Origin of the sequence: Hydrogenophaga sp., assembly GCF_036675665.1 — a bacterium.
Classification (GTDB): domain Bacteria; phylum Pseudomonadota; class Gammaproteobacteria; order Burkholderiales; family Burkholderiaceae_C; genus Hydrogenophaga.
In genome coordinates this window covers 120,879-139,767 of the sequence record NZ_JAKFEO010000030.1, presented here as the reverse complement: position 1 = coordinate 139,767, position 18,889 = coordinate 120,879, and the positions used below count along the sequence as shown (strand labels likewise).

General features: G+C 67.3%; 16 protein-coding genes. 8 read left to right on the top strand and 8 right to left on the bottom strand.

Annotated features, from left to right (window positions below):
- Positions 1-24: 24 nt before the first annotated feature.
- Positions 25-3,318, top strand: a complete 3,294-nt coding sequence (gene icmF, locus V6M63_RS11040) for a fused isobutyryl-CoA mutase/GTPase IcmF (RefSeq protein ID WP_332741732.1) — start codon at positions 25-27, stop codon at positions 3,316-3,318.
- Positions 3,319-3,349: 31 nt separating this feature from the next.
- Positions 3,350-4,231, top strand: coding sequence for a diacylglycerol/lipid kinase family protein (locus tag V6M63_RS11035; protein ID WP_332741730.1), 882 nt, complete (start codon positions 3,350-3,352; stop codon positions 4,229-4,231).
- Positions 4,232-4,235: 4 nt separating this feature from the next.
- On the opposite strand, the gene V6M63_RS11030 is transcribed toward V6M63_RS11035, so the two are convergent.
- Positions 4,236-5,318: a DUF6352 family protein gene (locus V6M63_RS11030; protein WP_332741728.1), complete on the bottom strand. Its 1,083-nt coding sequence runs from the start codon at positions 5,316-5,318 to the stop codon at positions 4,236-4,238.
- Positions 5,319-5,424: 106 nt separating this feature from the next.
- Positions 5,425-6,507, bottom strand: a complete 1,083-nt coding sequence (locus tag V6M63_RS11025; protein ID WP_332741726.1) for a hypothetical protein — start codon at positions 6,505-6,507, stop codon at positions 5,425-5,427.
- 44 nt (positions 6,508-6,551) lie between these two features.
- Here V6M63_RS11025 and V6M63_RS11020 point away from each other — a divergent pair, with 44 nt between their 5' ends.
- Together V6M63_RS11020 and rocF are read left to right on the top strand one after the other, a co-directional pair.
- Positions 6,552-6,797: a hypothetical protein gene (locus V6M63_RS11020; RefSeq protein ID WP_332741724.1), complete on the top strand. Its 246-nt coding sequence runs from the start codon at positions 6,552-6,554 to the stop codon at positions 6,795-6,797.
- Between the two features lie 466 nt (positions 6,798-7,263).
- Positions 7,264-8,181: an arginase gene (rocF, locus tag V6M63_RS11015; RefSeq protein ID WP_332741722.1), complete on the top strand. Its 918-nt coding sequence runs from the start codon at positions 7,264-7,266 to the stop codon at positions 8,179-8,181.
- Here the strand turns inward: rocF and V6M63_RS11010 are convergent, their stop codons facing one another.
- Both V6M63_RS11010 and V6M63_RS11005 read right to left on the bottom strand, forming a co-directional pair.
- Positions 8,182-8,481 (bottom strand): antibiotic biosynthesis monooxygenase family protein, encoded by a 300-nt coding sequence (locus V6M63_RS11010; RefSeq protein WP_332741720.1) that lies wholly within the window; start codon positions 8,479-8,481, stop codon positions 8,182-8,184. It abuts the gene before it with no gap.
- On the bottom strand, positions 8,426-10,126 hold the full coding sequence (locus V6M63_RS11005; protein ID WP_332741718.1) for a GMC family oxidoreductase: 1,701 nt from the start codon (positions 10,124-10,126) through the stop codon (positions 8,426-8,428). The genes V6M63_RS11010 and V6M63_RS11005 overlap by 56 nt, the downstream gene beginning before the upstream one ends.
- Before the next feature lie 188 nt (positions 10,127-10,314).
- On the opposite strand from V6M63_RS11005, the gene V6M63_RS11000 reads away from it, so the two are divergent.
- Positions 10,315-11,166 (top strand): 3-hydroxybutyryl-CoA dehydrogenase, encoded by an 852-nt coding sequence (locus V6M63_RS11000; RefSeq protein WP_332741716.1) that lies wholly within the window; start codon positions 10,315-10,317, stop codon positions 11,164-11,166.
- Positions 11,167-11,317: 151 nt separating this feature from the next.
- Here the strand turns inward: V6M63_RS11000 and V6M63_RS10995 are convergent, their stop codons facing one another.
- Positions 11,318-12,268 (bottom strand): pyridoxamine 5'-phosphate oxidase family protein, encoded by a 951-nt coding sequence (locus V6M63_RS10995; RefSeq protein ID WP_332741714.1) that lies wholly within the window; start codon positions 12,266-12,268, stop codon positions 11,318-11,320.
- Positions 12,265-12,888, bottom strand: coding sequence for a glutathione S-transferase family protein (locus tag V6M63_RS10990; protein ID WP_332741712.1), 624 nt, complete (start codon positions 12,886-12,888; stop codon positions 12,265-12,267). The genes V6M63_RS10995 and V6M63_RS10990 overlap by 4 nt, the downstream gene beginning before the upstream one ends.
- A gap of 102 nt (positions 12,889-12,990) precedes the next feature.
- Here V6M63_RS10990 and V6M63_RS10985 point away from each other — a divergent pair, with 102 nt between their 5' ends.
- The gene (locus V6M63_RS10985; RefSeq protein ID WP_332741710.1) at positions 12,991-13,896 is read left to right on the top strand and encodes a LysR family transcriptional regulator; all 906 of its coding nucleotides are present in this window, start codon (positions 12,991-12,993) and stop codon (positions 13,894-13,896) included.
- Positions 13,893-15,299 (top strand): glutathione-disulfide reductase, encoded by a 1,407-nt coding sequence (gorA, locus tag V6M63_RS10980; RefSeq protein ID WP_332741708.1) that lies wholly within the window; start codon positions 13,893-13,895, stop codon positions 15,297-15,299. Before V6M63_RS10985 ends, gorA begins: the two co-directional genes overlap by 4 nt.
- A 97-nt stretch (positions 15,300-15,396) precedes the next feature.
- Here gorA and V6M63_RS10975 read toward each other — a convergent pair whose 3' ends face one another.
- Positions 15,397-16,635, bottom strand: a complete 1,239-nt coding sequence (locus V6M63_RS10975) for an MgtC/SapB family protein (RefSeq protein ID WP_332741706.1) — start codon at positions 16,633-16,635, stop codon at positions 15,397-15,399.
- A gap of 42 nt (positions 16,636-16,677) precedes the next feature.
- On the opposite strand from V6M63_RS10975, the gene V6M63_RS10970 reads away from it, so the two are divergent.
- Entirely contained in the window at positions 16,678-18,177 is a 1,500-nt protein-coding gene (locus tag V6M63_RS10970; protein WP_332741705.1) for an AMP nucleosidase, read from the top strand.
- 52 nt (positions 18,178-18,229) lie between these two features.
- Here the strand turns inward: V6M63_RS10970 and V6M63_RS10965 are convergent, their stop codons facing one another.
- Positions 18,230-18,772, bottom strand: a complete 543-nt coding sequence (locus V6M63_RS10965) for a DUF3455 domain-containing protein (RefSeq protein ID WP_332741704.1) — start codon at positions 18,770-18,772, stop codon at positions 18,230-18,232.
- Positions 18,773-18,889: the final 117 nt, after the last annotated feature.

Genomic DNA, 18,889 nt, shown 5'->3' with positions numbered 1-18,889 from the left:
CCGCTACCGACAGAGAGAGACACCATGAGCAACCTCGCCGCCGAATACCAGGCCCTGGCCAACTACCGCCCCACGCACAAGGTGCGCTTCGTCACCGCCGCGAGCCTGTTCGACGGCCACGACGCGGCCATCAACATCATGCGGCGCATCCTGCAGGGCATGGGTGCCGAGGTGATCCACCTGGGTCACAACCGCTCGGTCGACGAGGTGGTCACCGCCGCGCTGCAGGAAGACGCACAGGGCATCGCGATCAGCTCCTACCAGGGCGGCCACGTGGAGTACTTCAAGTACATGGTGGACCTGCTCAAGAGCCGGGGCGGCGAGCACATCCAGGTGTTCGGCGGGGGCGGCGGCGTGATCGTGCCCTCCGAAATCCGCGAATTGCAGGACTACGGCGTGACGCGCATCTACAGCCCCGAAGACGGCCAGAAGATGGGCCTGGCCGGCATGATCGGCGAGATGGTGATGCGCTGCGACCGCGACCTCAGTCCCTACGCACCGAAAGCGCTGGCCGCCATCGAAGGCCAGGGCGAGATGAACTGGCGCGCGCTGGCCCAGCTCATCACCGTGCTGGAAAACGGCAACGCCGACGCTGCAATCGTCTCCGCCCTGCGCGAGCAAGCCAAGACGAAAAAGGTGCCGGTGCTGGGCATCACCGGCACCGGCGGCGCGGGCAAGTCCTCGCTCACCGACGAACTCATCCGCCGCCTGCGCCTGGACCAGGACGACAGCCTGCGCGTGGCGGTGATCTCCATCGATCCTTCGCGTCGCAAGAGCGGTGGCGCCTTGCTCGGCGACCGCATCCGCATGAACGCCATCAACCCATGGCAACAAGGCCAGCGCGTGTACATGAGATCGCTCGCCACGCGCGACTTCGGCAGCGAGATCAGCGCCGCCCTGCCCGACGTGATCGCCGCCTGCAAATGCGCCGGTTTCGACCTCATCGTGGTCGAGACTTCGGGCATCGGTCAGGGCGACGCGGCCATCGTGCCGCACGTGGACGTGCCGATGTACGTGATGACGCCCGAGTTCGGCGCGGCCAGCCAGCTCGAGAAGATCGACATGCTGGACTTCGCGGCCTTCGTGGCGATCAACAAGTTCGACCGCAAGGGCTCGCTCGATGCCTTGCGCGACGTCTCCAAGCAGGTGCAGCGCAACCAGGAAGCCTGGAGCACGCCCCCCGACCAGATGCCGGTGTTCGGCACCATGGCCGCGCGCTTCAATGACGACGGCGTGACCGCGCTGTATCAAGCCCTCAAGGCGAAGCTGGGCGAGCTCGGCCTGCCGCTCAAAGAGGGCCGCCTGCCGGTTGTCAAGGTCCGCCACAGCACCAACCAGACGCCCATCGTGCCGCCCGCGCGCACGCGTTACCTCGCCGAGATCAGCGACACGGTGCGCGGCTACAAGAAGAAGGCGCTGGAGCAGGCCAGGCTGGCGCGCGAGATCCAGCAGCTCACCGAGAGTGCGCGCATGCTGCGCATGGAGAAGCCCGAGCGCTCACGCGCCGCGGAGGCCGTGATCGACCTGGCGCAGGTGCGCGAACTCGACCAGGACCCGGCCGCGCGCAAGCTGCTGACCCAGTGGCCCGACATGCAGAAGGCCTACGCGGGCGACGAGTACGTCGTGAAGATTCGCGACAAGGAAATCCGCACCGCGCTCACCACCAAGAGCCTCTCGGGCACGACCATCCGCAAGGTCGCGCTGCCGAAGTACGAGGACCACGGCGAGATCCTGAAGTGGCTGATGCTCGACAACGTGCCCGGCAGCTTCCCCTACACCGCCGGCACCTTCGCCTTCAAGCGCGAGGGCGAGGACCCGACCCGCATGTTCGCCGGCGAGGGCGATGCCTTCCGCACCAACACGCGCTTCAAGCTGCTGAGCGCGGGCACGCCGGCCAAGCGCCTGTCCACCGCCTTCGACTCGGTCACGCTCTACGGCAACGACCCCGATCCGCGCCCCGACATCTACGGCAAGGTGGGCAATTCGGGTGTGAGCATCGCCACGCTGGACGACATGAAGGTGCTCTACGGCGGCTTTGATCTCTGCCACCCGGCCACCTCGGTCTCCATGACCATCAACGGCCCGGCGCCCAGCATCCTGGCCATGTTCATGAACACCGCCATCGACCAGAACCTGGAGAAGTTCGAGGTCGAGAACGGCCGCGCGCCCACCGACACCGAGGCCGCCAAGATCCGCGAATGGGTGCTGGCCAATGTGCGCGGCACGGTGCAGGCCGACATCCTGAAAGAAGACCAGGGGCAGAACACCTGCATCTTCTCCACAGAGTTCTCGCTCAAGGTGATGGGCGACATCGCCGAGTATTTCGTGCACCACGACGTGCGCAACTTCTACTCGGTGTCGATCTCGGGCTATCACATCGCCGAAGCCGGCGCCAACCCGATCAGCCAGCTCGCATTCACGCTCTCCAATGGCTTCACCTTCGTGGAAGCGTATCTGGCGCGCGGCATGCACATCGACGACTTCGCGCCCAACCTGAGCTTCTTCTTCAGCAACGGCATGGACCCGGAGTACACCGTGCTGGGCCGCGTGGCGCGCCGCATCTGGTCGGTCGCCCTGCGCGACCGCTACGGTGCGAACGAGCGCAGCCAGAAACTGAAGTACCACGTGCAGACCAGCGGTCGCTCGCTGCACGCGCAGGAGATCCAGTTCAACGACATCCGCACCACGCTGCAGGCGCTGATCGCGATCTACGACAACTGCAACAGCCTGCACACCAATGCCTTCGACGAGGCCATCACCACGCCGACCGAAGACTCGGTGCGCCGCGCGATGGCAATCCAGCTCATCATCAACCGCGAGTGGGGCCTGGCCAAGAACGAGAATCCCAACCAGGGCGCCTTCATCATCGACGAGCTCACCGAGCTGGTTGAAGAAGCCGTGCTGAGCGAGTTCGAGAAGATCGCCGAGCGAGGCGGCGTGCTGGGCGCGATGGAAACCGGCTACCAGCGCGGCAAGATCCAGGACGAGTCCATGCACTACGAGATGCTCAAGCACACGGGCGAGTACCCGATCGTGGGCGTGAACACCTTCCGCAACCCGCACGGCGACGCGACCCCCGACACGCTGGAACTCGCCCGTTCGACCGACGAAGAGAAGCAAAACCAGCTCAAGCGCCTGGCCGAGTTCCACGCGCTGCACGCAGCCGAATCGCCCGCCATGTTGCAGCAACTGCGTCAGGCCGTGATTGAAAACGGCAACGTGTTCGAGGTGCTGATGCAGGCAGTGCGCGTGTGCTCGCTCGGCCAGATCACCTCGGCCCTGTTCGAGGTGGGCGGCCAGTACCGCCGAAACATGTGAGCGACATTTGAGAACAGGCGCGAAGCGCTGCGTGCTGCTCAACCCGCACGCCCAGGGCGGACGGGCGGCGGCCTTGTTGCCCACCCTGCAGGCCGCCCTGCCGCCCGATGTGGCCTTGCACGCGCCGCGCGATGTGGTCGATGCGCTCGACCTGCTGGCCAGCCTGCCCGCCGGCAGCCGCGTGGTGGCGGTGGGCGGCGACGGCACGCTCAACCGCTGGCTGCCCGCCCTGTTGCACAACGACCTTGAACTCGGCGTGGTGCCCGTGGGCAGCGGCAACGACGTGGCCCGCTCACTCGGTCTGCACGGCCGGGCGCCCCTGGCCGCCCTGGTGCACGCCCTCAACGCCGACACGCGCCCGATGGACGTGGGGTGTGCCGAATGGCGCGACCCCCATGGCCGCGAGTACCGGGCGCTGTTTCTCTCCAGTTTCACCGCCGGCTTCGACTCCGCCGTGGTGCTGCGCACGCTCACGGGCCCACGCTGGCTTGGCGGCCTGCCACGCTACCTGTGGGCCACGATGGCCGAGCTGGCCCACCTGCAGACGTGGACGCTGGACGTCACGGCCAACGGCAAGCATCTGCACCGCGGCCCCGCCCTCTTCGCCTCCAGCCTGAACACATCCACCTTCGGCAGCGGCATGCCGGCCGCGCCGGCGGCGCGCACCAACGATGGACTGCTCAACCTGCTGCTGGCCGGGCCATTTGGTCGCCTGGGTGTTCTGGCCATGCTGCCGCGCCTGCTCACCGGCACGCACCTCGGCCATAGCCGCATCAGCACCCGGGCGTTCGAAACGCTCACGGTGGTCAGCGATACCGACCTGCCCCTGGCCGCCGACGGCGAGTTCCTGGGGTACGCCCGGCACTTGCGGATGAGCGTGCTGCCGGGTGCGTTGTCGGTGGTGGGGATTTAGGGCTTCAGGCAGACGCTGCAAGCGGCAGGTTGAGCAGCAGGTTCTGCGGCTTGATCTTCATCAGGCCCTCGGCGTTCATCGCCAGGCCCAGGTACACCGGCTTGCCGCGCACGTCGGCGCGCATGTCCTGAGGATCGTCGAAGCTCAAACGAAACAGGCTGATCAGGCGCTGTTGCCGTTCGGGCTCCACGTCGTGGCCGAGGTACAGGTCGTTGAGCAAGGCGGTGGATTCGGCGTCCAGCCCCAGGTGCCAACGCCACGCCGTGTCCTCCACCCGCGATTCGGGCTGCACCTGCACCGCCACGCCGTGGAAATGCCGCACCCACTTCTGCAGCACCACCGCCAGCGCCTTCAGACCCGACTGCGAGCGGTTCATGGTGAGCGTGAGGCCGTGCGAGAGCTCGCGCTGGATTTCGTGGGTGAGGTCGAGCACGAAGTTGAAGCGTCCGTTGCCCGAGCGGCTGGCCAGGTAGCGAGCGCCGTTGTCGTCACCCAGCACCTCGATCTGCACCTCGGGAATGGCCGCACCGCTCTGCATGAGCAGACGGCCCACCGCACCGAGGCCACCGGTCTCGTTGAGCATGTCCAGCACCTCGCTGTCACCGCTGAGCACGCGACCGTCCTGCACCCGCACGCGCTGGCGGCGAAACAGCATCTCGGCCGCGCGCCATTGCCAGGCGTCGTCTTCGCCATCCAGCAGGTTGCGCACCATGGCCTGTACCACCAGATCGAGGAACAGTGGCGGGATCTGGATCGCGCCGGCCTTGAAGAAGCCGGCGTAAGCCGCCTCCAATGAACCGGCTGCGATCACCGCGTCGCGAAAGCCCAGGAACAGACGGTGGTTGGCGCGGGCATCGGTGTCCTCAAAGGCATCGAGCTCGTGCCGCGCCACGGCACGCGTGGGCGCTTCCATGAGCGAGGCATGCAGCGCCTGCTCGGCAGCGCAAGACTCCTCGACCAGCGCCAGCTCCGGCCGCTGCAGCCACAGGCGCCAGTAGTCGTCGGTGGGCGTCAGCCAGCCCCGGGGGTTGCGCCTCAGGTGATCAAAGCCACAGGGAGTCCAGATGGGGGAAGCGTGGGAAGGCATGACATCCACCCGCAGCGCGTGAGCGGGTCTCGCAGGAACACAAAGGGCCTGCATTGTCGTTCACCACGCGCGGGCGTGCCTGTGCCACAGATGCGCGCCCCCGGCGTCAAGGTGCCGACTGCAGCGCCCCCGCCTTGCGAGCACTGCTCAGGACGCGCAGCTGGAACGGCCGGGGTGTATCGCGAACGTAGGTGGCATCGAGCACGCTCCCCAAAGTCAGCGAAGCCTGCAAGCTGGCGTTGGGCCAGAAGTTCGGGCTGGCGATGTTGGCGGCACCGGGGATCTGGTTGGCCAGAGCGTTCACGTTGCCGGTCTGCACGGCGTTGCCGCTGGCGTACGTCCCCACCATCAGCGCCTGATTGCCGGTACCGGCAAAGAGGTTGGCTTTCAGCACCACCGACTGGGTACCGGCACGCACCTGCAGAAAGGCGCCACCCGAGCGGGTGATCGCCATGGTGTTGTGCGTCATTGCCAGCGTGTTGACGGAATGCAGCAGCCCTTCGGAGCCGTAACTGATGGCGCTGGGGTTCTGCGCATTGGGACCCTTGTGGAACAAGTTGCCACGCAGCACCACGCGCCCGCCTTCGGCAAAGTCCGCCAGGTAGCTGGAGGTACCGGTGGGGCCGTCCATAAAGTAGTTGTTTTCAATGATCGACTCGCGCGCCCGAGTCTTGAGGTTGTGGCCCCTGTTGGCTTCGTGGAAATAGCTGCCCGTGACGGTGAGGCGGTCAATCCTGCCCACATAGAGGTTGTGCCCCAGGCCTCCGGCCACCAGGCTGCGCGCGAATTCGGAGCCTTCGATGATCAGGCTGGTACCGGCGGTGTTGTGGGTCAGGATGCCATTCTGGTTGTCAAAGAAGCCACTGTTGCGCACACGAAGCCAGCCCCCATGTTCGGCACGGATGCCAGCCCCGTTGCGGTCGGGCACGGTGGCATTGTGGAACTCAACGCTGTCGATCGTGACGTTGGTACCCGACACCACCCAAATGCCCTTGCCGCCGGCATTCTTGCCATCCGCAAACAGCCGGGCGCGACCACCGACACCGCAGAGCGTGAGGTTGTTGTTGCGCCACGTGGCGACATCACCGCGGTAGTCCGCGGCGGCGATGCGGATCACGTCGCCGTCGCGCGCCACTGCCGCTGCCGCACTGGGCACCGCATAGGTCTTGCCGACGCCAACGTTCAGCACACGGCCCGGAGCCGTGTCGCAAGCGGTTCCAGTCGAAGGGACCGGTGCCGGTGCTGGTGCTGGTGCCGGTGCTGGTGCCGGCTGAGGTGCCGGTGCCGGTGCTGGTGCTGGTGCCGGTGCCGGTGCCGGCTGAGGTGCTGGTGCTGGTGCTGGTGCTGGTGCTGGTGCTGGTGCTGGTGCTGGTGCTGGTGCTGGTGCCGGCGCAGGAGTTTGACCCTGAGCCAGAGCTCGAACTTCCGCTTCGGCCAGAGCTTGAGCGGCCAGGACTCGGGCTCGGCCTTCGGCAATGAGTTGAGCTTGAGTTTTGGTTTCGGCTTGAGCGAGCAGTAGCGGTGCCTGGACCGGATCGAACACGAGGTTCGAAGCGTTGTCGCCCAGGGTAGCGGCATCAGCGTCACCGCCACCACATGCACCCAAGGTGACGGCAACGGAGACCAGGCAGGCGTAGCGGTGCGACTTTTTCATTGGGTGAAGTATCTCGTCAGGGTTGTTCGAAGGGGTCAAGTTTGGAGGCTCCTTCGAAAATGATCGCGTCAGGAGGTTCGCGGATGTAACGGCAATTTCGACCACCCAGCGTGGCTCTGGTACCGTGGGTCCTGTGGTGCGCTCTGTGGCCAGTCCGCCAAGTGAAACGACAACCCGACACAGTTCATTACCAAGTCACACGCCTAAAGCACGCTCATCGCCCCTGGGCATCACTCTGTCGATTCGCAAGAAGCCCCGTCTTGCAAAGCCATCTCATTGAGGATAGACCACATGCAAAAACACATCAGCCTCATCGGCGTGCCCACCGACATCGGCGCAGGCGCGCGCGGTGCCTCCATGGGTCCCGAAGCCATGCGCGTGGCCAACCTGGCCAGCGTGCTTGAAAGCCACGGTTTGAACGTGATCGACCGCGGCAATCTCAGCGGGCCACCCAATCCTTGGCAACCGCCCACCGAGGGATACCGGCACCTGCCCGAAGTGGCGGCGTGGAACGAAACCCTGCACCACGCGGTGCACGCCGAACTCGCGCTGGGTCGCCTGCCCATCGTGCTCGGCGGCGACCATTGCCTGGGCCTGGGTTCCATCAGTGCGGTGGCCCGCCACTGCCGCGAGAAAGGCAAACAGCTGCGCGTGTTGTGGCTGGACGCCCACGCCGACTACAACACCGCTGCCCTCACCCCCAGCGGCAACATCCACGGCATGCCGGTGGCGCTGCTGTGTGGCCATGGCCCGGCGCTGCTGACCGGCATTGGCGGCACCACGCCCGCCATCGACGCCAGCGTGGTGCGCCAGATCGGCATCCGCAGCGTGGACGCCGGCGAGAAGCGCCTAGTGCACGAAGCGGGGCTGGAGGTGTTCGACATGCGCTACATCGACGAGATGGGCATGCGCCACACCATGGAGCAGGCGCTCTCGGGCATGGACGACAACACCCACCTGCACGTGAGCTTCGACGTGGACTTCCTCGACCCCGACATCGCTCCGGGCGTGGGCACCACGGTGCCCGGCGGACCCACCTACCGCGAGGCCCAGTTGTGCATGGAAATGATCGCCGACACCGGGCGGCTGGCCTCCATGGACGTGATGGAACTCAACCCGGCGCTCGACGTGCGCAACCGCACGGCGGAGCTGGCGGTGGATTTGATCGAAAGTCTCTTCGGAAAATCGACCTTGATGAGGAAAGGCTGATCAGCTCTTGCCCACAAGCTCGAGGTGCTCGACCACCGGCGGTTGCGCGAAGAACGGGCCGACGATCGCGCGCCACTGGGGGAACAGGTCGGAGCCCCGAAAGCCCACGGTGTGGTCTTCCAGCGTGTCCCAATAAATCATCAGCAGGTAGCGGCCCGGTGTCTCGATGCTGCGGTTGACCTTGTAGCCCTTGAAGCCTTTGGCGTGCGCGATGACGGTGCTCACCCCACGCAGGATGGCTTCTTCAAACGCTGAACTCTTGAGGGGGTCGATGCGGATGTCCGCGTGTTCGAGAATCATGGTCTTGTTCCTGGAGTGATGACGCGGCGAGGCGATCGTCGAGCATCATATCGACCGCCTTCTCCGCCATCATGATCACCGGCGCATTGGTGTTGCCACCCACCACGGTGGGCATCACCGATGCATCCACCACGCGCAGGCCCGCCACCCCGTGCACCCGCAGGCGGGCGTCCACCACGTCCATGGGTCCCGGTCCCATCCTGCAGGTGCCCACCGGGTGATAGATCGTGTCGGCGTGGTTGCGCACGAACTGTTCGATCTGCCCCTCGCTCCGGGCCAGCGCGGAGGTGGTCGACTCGGTGCCGTCATGGCGCGCGAGGGCCGGTTGCTGCAACAGCCGGCGCATCGCCTGGAAGCCGCGCACCAGGCGAGCGGTGTCGTCGGGATCTTGCAGAAACCCGGGGTCAATGAGGGGCGCCACCTGCGGGTCGGCGCTGGCCAGGCGCAGGCTGCCTCGGCTCCTGGGTCGCAGCAGGCACACGTGACACGAATACCCGTGGCCCAGCACCGACTTGCGGCCGTGGTCGACCAGCTTGCCCACCACGAAGTGCAGTTGCAGGTCCGGGATGGCTTCTTCGGGATCACTCTTGATGAAACCGCCGGCCTCGGCGAAGTTGGTGGTGAGCATGCCGCTGCGTTGGCGCCGCCATTCAAAGATGCCACGCACCGCTTTCCATATCCCGCCCGGCGTCAGGCCAAGCAGGTCTCGCGCCTTGGGTGCGTTGACCACGATCACCACGTCCACGTGGTCGTGCAGGTTCGCACCCACACCGGGCAGGTCCAGCACGGGCGTGATGCCGTGTTCTTGCAGGTGCGCTGCCGGGCCCACGCCGGAGAGCATGAGCAATTGCGGGGAGCCGAACGCACCGGCGCTGAGCACCACCTCGCCGCCGTCGTTCAAGCGCAGGACCTGCATCGGCCCACGCCCGCCGCTGCCACGGATCTCCACCCCCACCGCGCGCGGTGGGCTGTGATCGGTCTCCATCACCACGCGCGTGGTCAGGGCGTCGGTGATCACCTGCAGGTTGGGTCGCTGCAGGTGCGGCGTGAGGTAGGCCTTGGCCGCGCTGAAGCGTTCACCGTTCTTGTGCGTGACCTGGTAGGCGCCCACGCCTTCCTGCTCCAGTCCGTTGAAATCGGTGTTGTGCCGGTAGCCCGCCTGCTGGCCGGCCTCGATGAACGAGGCCAGGAAAGGGTTGGGGCTGCGCAGATCCATCACGTTGAGCGGGCCGCCCTGGCCGTGCAGCGCATCGGCGCCGCGCTCGTTGTGCTCGGCACGCTTGAAGTACGGCAGCACATCGGCGTACGACCAGCCGGGGTTGCCCAGGGCGGCCCAGCCGTCGTAGTCGCTGGCGTGGCCGCGCGCGTAAATCATGGCGTTGATCGAGCTGGAGCCACCCAGCACCTTGCCGCGCGGCTGGTAGCCACGCCGACCGTTCAGGCCGGGCTGCGGCACGGTGTTGTAGCCCCAGCCATTCATTTCGAATTTCGCGATCACCGCCAGGCCCGCCGGGCAGTGGATCAACACACTGCGGTCGGGGGGGCCGGCCTCGATGAGGGCGACACGGATGGCGGGGTCTTCGCTCAGGCGGCCCGCGAGCACGCAGCCAGCCGATCCGCCGCCAACGATGATGTAGTCGTACATGGTTGTCTCCCTCGTGTGTGGCGCACGCCAAGCCGTGCGCGACAATCTCGAAGCAAGTTAGCACAGGGGTTTCGGCGCAGGTAGGCTGTGGCGCCTAAGAATCCGCCTCCGGCGACGCCCTCGCGACGCCGGCACAAACCACCCTTCACCCCCAGATTTCCACCCTCTTCCGCAGGAGCATCCCCTTCATGAACAGCATTCAAACCGTCGGCATCATCGGCTCGGGCACCATGGGCAACGGCATCGCGCAGGCCTGCGCCACCCGCGGCATCCGCGTGGTGATGGTCGACATCGCGCAGGCCGCGGTCGACAAGGGCCTGGCCACCGTGGCCGGCAGCCTGGACCGGCTGATCAAGAAGGAGAAGATCACCGCCGCCGACAAAGACACAGCGCTCGCACTCATCAAGGGCTCGACGAACTATGAGGACCTCAAGGGCGCGCAACTGGTGATCGAGGCCGCGACGGAAAACGAAGGTCTGAAGGTCAAGATCCTGCAGCAGCTCGACGGCCTGCTCGCACCCGAGGTGATCGTGGCGACCAACACCAGCTCGATCAGCATCACCAAGCTGGCCGCCGCCACGCAACGCCCCGACCGCTTCATCGGCATGCACTTCTTCAACCCGGTGCCCATGATGGCGCTGGTGGAGATCATCCGCGGCCTGCAGACAAGCGACGCCACGCACGACGCGGTGAAGGCGCTGGCCGAGGCGCTGGGCAAGTCGCCCATCACCGTGAAGAACGCGCCCGGCTTCGTGGTCAACCGCATCCTGGTGCCGATGATCAACGAGGCCTTCTTCGTGCTGGCCGAAGGCATCGCCACGCCCGAAGACATCGACGCCGGCATGAAGCTGGGCACCAACCAACCCATCGGCCCGCTGGCCCTGGCCGACATGATCGGCCTGGACGTGTGCCTGGCCGTGATGAACGTCTACATCGCCGAGTTCAACGACAGCAAGTACCGCCCGGCCCCGCTGCTCAAGGAAATGGTGGCCGCGGGCTACCTGGGCCGCAAAACCGGGCGCGGCGTGTACACCTATTGATCCCCCCGCGAGTCTTGGCTGCTCCCCCCGCGCCGCTTCGCGGCACCCCCCAGGGGGCGATGCGCTGCGGCCCGGCAAAGCCGGTTCCGCGGCATCCTCGGGTTGAGGCACTTGCTCCGGCGGCTTTGGTTGGGAGTCTGTCCCCGCCCCCCTAGCCGGGTGACCAACGCCCCAGGCCGGCGAGCTGCGGCGATGGTTCGGCCGGCCCCCAGCGCAAGGGCAATCCGCCCTCCACTCGCCGCACGTGCGTCACCCGCATGCGCAGCAGGCGCAAGGCGCCGTCGAAGGACGCGAGTTCGGCGCCATCCCACAGCACCTTTGCCTGCACCGCGAGGTACAGCAGGTCGCCGCGCTCGAAATCCATGAACAGCAGACCCGCCGCGGGCTGCACGGCGATGTTGCCCAGCGTGTTGAAGAAGTGGTTGCCCATGAAGTCGGGCACGGTCAACACCTCGCCCTCCAGCTTCACGAAACCGGGGGAGCCACCGCGGTGCGACACGTCCACCCCATGGCGCGCTTCACCGCCCGAGGCCGCCTGGGGATATGCGGTGGCGATGTAGAAGGTGTCGGCCGCGCGGATCAGCCGGCGCGATGCCTCGTCGAGGTCCGGACCCTCATAGGCCAGTTGCCCGGCGGGCGCCTCGGGCGTCCACACCGGCTCGCGCGCCTGGATGTACTTCGGGCAGTTGCCGAAGCTCTGTCCGACCTCGACCGCGAAACCGCCCTCCTGCAGCCGCGCCGTGCCGTTCATGCGGTTGCGCCGGCGCGTGTGCGGCTGAATACCCAGCAGGCCCAGTGCAGCGCCGTCGTGCAGCGTGGTGTTGAGCGGGTCGTGCGGCAAGGGCCGGGCGCGGATCTGCAGGTGCGTGGGGTCGGGCGAGGTCATGAACCCGGGCGTGCCCGCGAGCACGCTGGCCCAGGGCTGGCCCTGCGCATCCACGCTGCCGACCACCACGAAAGGCAGCAGGCCGAAGAACTCGCGGTGCTGGTCGGGCATGTGGTCGCGCATCACACGCGGGCCGATCTGCGCCATCTGCGCCTGCACCCCGGCACGCGCCTGCAGGGCCTGCTCGCCCGCGTGGAAGGCCGGGCGGGCGCTCATGCGGCCAACCCCACCGGCGACTTGAGCATGGGCACGAAGCCCGGCAGCGCCTCGATGCGCGCCAGCCACGCGCGAATCGCGGGGTACGGCTGCAGCGACACCAGGCCTTCGGGGGCCCGTGCCACATAGGCGTAGTGCGCCAGGTCGGCCAGCGTGGCGCGCTCGCCAACGAGGAACGGCGTGCGCCCGAGCTCTCCCTCCATCAGCGTGAACAGTCCCTCGGCGCGCGCAATCGCCTCTTTCGGGTCGGTGGGCAAGCAGAACAGCTGCACCACGCGCGCGCTTGCCGGCCCGAACGCCAACGGGCCGGCGGCCAGCGAGAGCCAGCGCTGCACGCGCGCCGCGCCCACCGGGTCGCGCGGCAGCCACTGACCGGGCGCGTACCGCGCCTCCAGGTAGACCAGGATGGCGTTCGAGTCGGCCAGCGTCAGCTCACCGTCGCGCAGCACCGGGATCTGGCCCAGCGGGTTCATGGCGAGGAAATCGGGCGACTTGTGTTCTTTCAGCGCGAGGTCGACGTCGATGCTCTCGAACGGCAGGCCGAGCAGCGAGAGGAACAGCTCGACGCGGTGGCAATGACCGGAAATTGCGCTGCGGTAGAGCTGGATGGAAGGCTTCATGGGAGGCTCCTGGGTTGGGAAGACGCGATCTTCTTTGCTGCAAGCACATTCACCAATACCCCTGCACGCACTTCACTGCTCCACAAAACGGTTTAATGGCGCATGGACAAGTTTCGCGCCATGAGCACCTTCGTGCAGATCGCCGACGCCGGCAGCCTCACGGCGGCGGCCTGGGCCTCGGGCGCCTCGCTGCCGGCGGTGGTGCGCTCGCTCGCCGCCTACGAAACCGAACTCGGCGTGCGCCTGTTCAACCGCACCACGCGCCGCATCTCGCTCACCGAAGAAGGCAGGCGACACCTGGAGAGTTGCCGTCTGCTGCTGGCGGCGGTGGACGACGCCGAGGCCGCGCTGAAAGACGAGGCCGCCGAGCCCAGCGGCCATCTCACCATCACCGCACCGGTGCTGTTCGGCCAGATGCATGTGGCGCCCATCGTCACGCGCTTCGTGCAGCAGCACCGTCAGATGCGCTGCCGCCTGATGCTGATGGATCGGGTGGTGAACCTGCTGGAGGAAGGCATCGACGTGGGCATCCGCATCGCCCACCTGGAAGATTCCAGCCTGGTCGCGCTGCCCCTGGGCGAGATCCGCCGCGTGGTGGTGGCCAGCCCGGCCTTCCTGCGCGAGCAGGGCGTGCCGGCGCATCCGAACGAGCTGCTCAAGGCCAACTGCGTGCGCCTGGTGGGGCACTCGCCCACCTGGGGCAGCTTCCGCGACGGCGGCAAAACGCTCAAACTCAACGTCAGCGGCAACCTCGAGTTCAACCACATCGCGCCCGCCGTGCAGGCGTGTGCCGCGGGTGCGGGTTTTGGCCAGTTTCTTTCGTACCAGGTCGCGCCGCTGTTGAAGACCGGAGAATTGCAAACCGTGCTGGAAACATTTGAGGACGCCCCCCGTCCCATCCACGTGGTGTACCCCCACGCCCGCCTGCTGCCCGCGCGCACGCGGGCCTTCATCGATTTCATCCGCCAGGAACTCAAGGGCTTCGAGCCCGGGAACAACCCACCATGACCACCACTTTCGACTTTGACCTTTTCGTGATCGGCGGCGGCAGCGGCGGCGTGCGCGCTGCGCGCATGGCCGCCCAGCGCGGCGCGCGCGTGGCGCTGGCCGAGGTGCTGGGCACCGATGGCCTGGGCGGCACCTGCGTGAACGTGGGCTGCATCCCGAAGAAGCTCTACAGCTATGCGGCGCACTACGCTGAATCCTTCGAAGAGTCGCACGGCTTCGGTTGGGAGGGCGAAAAGCCCTCGTTGAACTGGACCACCCTCAAAACCAACCGTGCCAGAGAGATCAGCCGCCTGAACGGCGTCTACGGCAACCTGCTGCGCGGCTCCGGCGTGACCGTGTTCGACGCCTTCGCGAGCCTTACCGGCGCGCACGGCATCGCGCTGGCCACGCTGAACGCCGACGGTTCACCCGGTCACCAGGAATTCACTGCAAAGCACATCCTGATCGCCACCGGTGGCACGCCGCACGTGCCGCACTTCGTGGGACGCGAGCACGTCGTCACCTCCGACGAGATCTTCGACCTCGAACCGTTTCCAAAGCGGCTGGTGGTGGTGGGCGGTGGCTACATTGCCAGCGAGTTCGCCTCCATCTTCAATGGCCTGGGCGCGAAGGTCACCCAGCTCTACCGGGGCGAGCAGATCCTGCGCGGCTTCGACGACGAGATCCGCCACTTCGTGGCCGCCGAAATGATCAAGGCGGGGGTGGACCTGCACCTCAACGCCGGGGTGGTGGACATCCGCAGAACAGACGACGGGCTGCGCGTGGAATGTGAAGGCGGCGCCCTGGTGATGGCCGACGCCGTGCTGTACGCCACCGGCCGCGTGCCGAACGTGAAGGACATGGGCCTGGAGACCGTGGGCGTGGCGCAAGGCGCCCTGGGAGAGGTCGTCGTCAACGAGCGCTACCAGACCAACGTGCCGTCCATCTTCGCGGTGGGTGACGTGACCAGCCGCGTGCAGCTCACGCCGGTGGCGCTGGGCGAGGCCATGGTGGTGGTGGACCAATTGTTCGGTCCCGCCGCCGGCAAGGCCTCCCGCAACATGGGCTACGAGTTCATTCCCACCGCGGTCTTCACGCACCCGAGCATCGGCACCGTGGGCTACAGCGAAGCGGCCGCACGCGAGAAATTCGGCGCCGTGACCGTCTTCCGCAGCGAGTTCAAGGCGCTCAAACACACGCTCTCGGGCAGCACCGAACGCACGCTGATGAAGCTGGTGGTGGACACGGCCAGCGACCGCGTGGTGGGCCTGCACATGGTGGGCGCCGAGGCGGGCGAGATCGTGCAGGGCTTCGCCGTGGCCATGAAAGCGGGCGCGACCAAGGCGGTGTTCGACAGCACCATCGGCATCCACCCCACCGCGGCCGAAGAGTTCGTGACGATGCGCGACGCAGTCAAGGCTTGAGCCCCCACGCTCTCCCGCTGCGCGAGGTCCGCTGCCCCCCGAGGGGGCTGGGCCCGCCTTGGGGCGGCCCGGCGGCTGGCCCGCTTTTTCGCTCCGACTAGACCAGCAGCAAGCCGATCACCAACGCCGTGTGCCCCCAGAGGCCGGGCAGGAACCACAACGCATAGGTCCGCCCGCCCACCAGCGCGGCGGTCACGCTTTTGCTCACGGTGTGCACCGCCAGCGCCCCCATCACGGCCTGGTGGCTGATGGGCGCGGGCGGCCCCGAGGTGAACACCGCCGCCAGCGCCGAATGCAGATCGGCCAGCGCACCCAGCAGGCTGCCCACGATCAGGCCGGCCTCGCCCAGCCACAGCGTGAGCGCATGCACCAGCACCTGGATGCCCGCGAGCAAGCCCGCCACCGCGGCGGCGCCCGCCAGGCTGAACATGCGCTCGTCCTGCTCCACAGCCGCCGGTGCGGCCTCTGACGGCGCGCCGCGCACCAGCCACAGTCCCCATGCCAGCGCCATCACCGAGCCCCCCAGCGCCGGCCACACCAGATGCTCCAGCCAGGCCGGCTGCACGGCAGCGGCCACCAGCAGCAACTGCAGCAGCGTCGACACACAGCTGAGCAGCGCACCACCGGCCATCAGCCGCGCACCGCTGCGGCCTTCGCGCACCGCCAGGCCGAGCGTGGCGATGGTGGCCGTGCTCGACACGAAGCCCGAGGCCATGGCCGAGAGCGTCACCGCGTGGCGGGCCTGCAGCAGCCGGCGCGCCAGGTGGGCGGCGGCTTGCACACCCAGCAGCAAGGCCAGCAACTGGACGATTCCCCGCGGGTTGAGCGTGTCGCCCCACAAAGGTCGGTCGGGCACCAGCGGCAACGCCAACAGCACCAGCGCGGCGAGCAAGATGCCGTCGCGCACCTCGGCTGGCCGCAGCCAATGCCGCGCAAACCCATGCAGGCGCTCGCGCCCGGCGAGCATGGCGGTCAGCCCCACCGCCAGGCCAGCGGCCAGTGGCAGGCTCCAGGCACACAGCACACCGATCAGGTAGGTGAGCAGCAAGGCCACCTCGGTGGTCACGCCCGGATCGTCGGAGCGGTCGCGAAAGTAGGCCACCACGCCCAGCGCGGACACGAACAGCGCGCCCGCCACCACCAGGCCGGTGACCTGGGTGAGCGCCGCGGCCGCGCCGGTGACGCAAGTCAGTGCAAAGGTGCGCAAGCCCGCCAGCGCGCGACCCGGCCCCTCGCCCTTGCGGCGCTCGCGCTCGATGCCGATCAACAAGCCGCAACCCAACGCCGCGGCCAACGGGGCGGCGGCCTGGGACAGATCGGGTATGGCAAGGCTCATCGTGTCATGCGGGTTCATCGGTGCACGGCCACAATAAGCCCCATGCACAAGACACCCGACTTTACCGCTCCGATCTTTCTGAACGACCCGGCCGCCGCCCTGCGCCAGGTGCAGCGCATCTACCACGACAACGTGGAGTTCCTGCGCCAGGCCATGCGCGATTTCGTGGGTGGCGGCGACTTCACCCACGCCCGCGTGCGCGCCTGCTACCCCTATGTGAGGCTGCACACGCACAGCGTCTCGCGCCAGGGCAGCAGCCAGCCCACCAACCGCCTGAGCTACGGCTTCGTGGCCGGCCCCGGCCGCTTCGAGACCACCCTCACCCGCCCCGACCTCTACGGCGACTACTACCTGGAGCAGTTCCGCCTGCTGCTGGCCAACCACGGCGGCGAGCTGGAGGTGGGCACCAGCACGCAGCCCATTCCGATCCACTTCTCGTTCGCCGAACACGACCACGTGGAAGGCAGCCTGGACGTGGCGCGCCGCGCCTTCATGCGCGACGTGTTCGATCTGCCCGACCTCACCGCCATGGACGACGGCATCGCCAACGGCACCCACGAGCCCCGGCCCGGCGAAGCGCACCCGCTCTCGCTGTTCACGGCACCGCGGGTCGACTATTCGCTGCAGCGCCTGCGCCACTACACCGGCACCGCGCCCGAGTGGTTCCAGAACTTCGTGCTGTTCACCAACTACCAGTTCTACATCGACGAATTCATCAAGCTCGGCCACGCCGAGATGGCCAGACCCGACAGCGAGTACATCGCCTTCGTGGAGCCGGGCAATGTGGTGATGCGCCGCGCCGGCCTGGCCACCGAGGCCATCGACGCACTCGGCCACCCACCGCCGCGCCTGCCGCAGATGCCGGGCTACCACCTCATGCGCGCCGACCGCAGCGGCATCACCATGGTCAATATCGGCGTCGGCCCGGCCAACGCCAAGACCATCACCGACCACATCGCCGTGCTGCGCCCGCACGCCTGGCTCATGCTCGGCCACTGCGCCGGCCTGCGCACCAGCCAGCAACTGGGCGACTACGTGCTGGCCCACGCCTACGTGCGCGAAGACCACGTGCTCGACGAAGAACTGCCGCTGTGGGTGCCGATTCCCGCGCTGGCCGAGATCCAGCTCGCGCTCGAAGCCGCCGTGGCCGACGTGACCGGCGTGCCGCCGCACGAACTCAAGCGCATCATGCGCACCGGCACCGTGGCCAGCACCGACAACCGCAACTGGGAACTGCTGCCCGACAACAAGCCGCAACGGCGGTTTTCACAGTCGCGCGCCGTGGCGCTCGACATGGAAAGCGCCACCATCGCCGCCAACGGCTTCCGCTTCCGCGTGCCCTACGGCACCCTGCTGTGCGTGAGCGACAAGCCCCTGCACGGCGAGATCAAGCTGCCCGGCATGGCAAATCACTTCTACCGCGAGCGGGTCGACCAGCACCTGCGCATCGGCATCCGCGCCATCGACATCCTGCGCGAAGGCGGGCCGGATCAGTTGCACAGCCGCAAGCTGCGGAGTTTTGCGGAAGTTGCGTTTCAGTGAACACCGGGGTGATGGACGCCACAGGACGCCACATGGCACCAGCCAGCGGCCATCAGACCGCCTTGTAGAAGATGTAGTCGGCCTGGTACTTCACGATCTGCTTGCTGCCCATGTTGGTGGCACCGCAGGCCATGGCCGGGGCCACACCACCCACGGTGGCCACGCGCTGCACGTAGGTCACGCCGGTCATGGCACCGCTGCCCATGGCCGGGTTGGCTCTCACCAGTTGCATCGGGATGTTGCCGGCGGCGGCCGGGGCCACGGCCACCTGGGTGCCGGTGAACTTCGAGCCGTCCATGCTCTGCCAGGTGGCGGGCGGGCCGTAATAGGTGCCCACCTGTTTGCCCGAGCGGTCCATCAGCCTGGCATCGGGGCCGACGAACACCCATTCGAACTGGCCGGCCATGTTGGCCTTGGCGCGGCACTCGTAGGTGATGTCACCAGCGCCCACGGTCTCCATCACCACCTTGTGGCCCATGGGCACCTGCACGGAGGCGGGGAGCATGGCCTGGGAATACATCATGGGCGCGGGGCCGGTGGCGCAGGCGGTCAGGGCGAAGGCGGCCGCGGCGGCCAGGGTGGACTTGATCATCATGGTGACTCCAGATTGAGGTTGGGGGAACTCGAACAGCACAAAACCCATTGCTGCTGGAGGTACTACGCGCGAAGTCGCGATCTGGATGCACCCGGATCAAAAAAAAACCACAAATAG

Excerpts from the sequence above, each read along its gene's own strand:
- icmF (WP_332741732.1), top strand. The coding sequence starts at position 25 with ATGAGCAACCTCGCCGCCGAATACCAGGCCCTGGCCAACTACCGCCCC.
- V6M63_RS11030 (WP_332741728.1), bottom strand. The coding sequence starts at position 5,318 with ATGCCTTCCCACGCTTCCCCCATCTGGACTCCCTGTGGCTTTGATCAC.
- rocF (WP_332741722.1), top strand. The coding sequence starts at position 7,264 with ATGCAAAAACACATCAGCCTCATCGGCGTGCCCACCGACATCGGCGCA.
- V6M63_RS11010 (WP_332741720.1), bottom strand. The coding sequence starts at position 8,481 with ATGATTCTCGAACACGCGGACATCCGCATCGACCCCCTCAAGAGTTCA.
- V6M63_RS11005 (WP_332741718.1), bottom strand. The coding sequence starts at position 10,126 with ATGTACGACTACATCATCGTTGGCGGCGGATCGGCTGGCTGCGTGCTC.
- V6M63_RS11000 (WP_332741716.1), top strand. The coding sequence starts at position 10,315 with ATGAACAGCATTCAAACCGTCGGCATCATCGGCTCGGGCACCATGGGC.
- V6M63_RS10995 (WP_332741714.1), bottom strand. The coding sequence starts at position 12,268 with ATGAGCGCCCGCCCGGCCTTCCACGCGGGCGAGCAGGCCCTGCAGGCG.
- V6M63_RS10990 (WP_332741712.1), bottom strand. The coding sequence starts at position 12,888 with ATGAAGCCTTCCATCCAGCTCTACCGCAGCGCAATTTCCGGTCATTGC.
- V6M63_RS10985 (WP_332741710.1), top strand. The coding sequence starts at position 12,991 with ATGGACAAGTTTCGCGCCATGAGCACCTTCGTGCAGATCGCCGACGCC.
- gorA (WP_332741708.1), top strand. The coding sequence starts at position 13,893 with ATGACCACCACTTTCGACTTTGACCTTTTCGTGATCGGCGGCGGCAGC.
- V6M63_RS10975 (WP_332741706.1), bottom strand. The coding sequence starts at position 16,635 with ATGAGCCTTGCCATACCCGATCTGTCCCAGGCCGCCGCCCCGTTGGCC.
- V6M63_RS10970 (WP_332741705.1), top strand. The coding sequence starts at position 16,678 with ATGCACAAGACACCCGACTTTACCGCTCCGATCTTTCTGAACGACCCG.
- V6M63_RS10965 (WP_332741704.1), bottom strand. The coding sequence starts at position 18,772 with ATGATGATCAAGTCCACCCTGGCCGCCGCGGCCGCCTTCGCCCTGACC.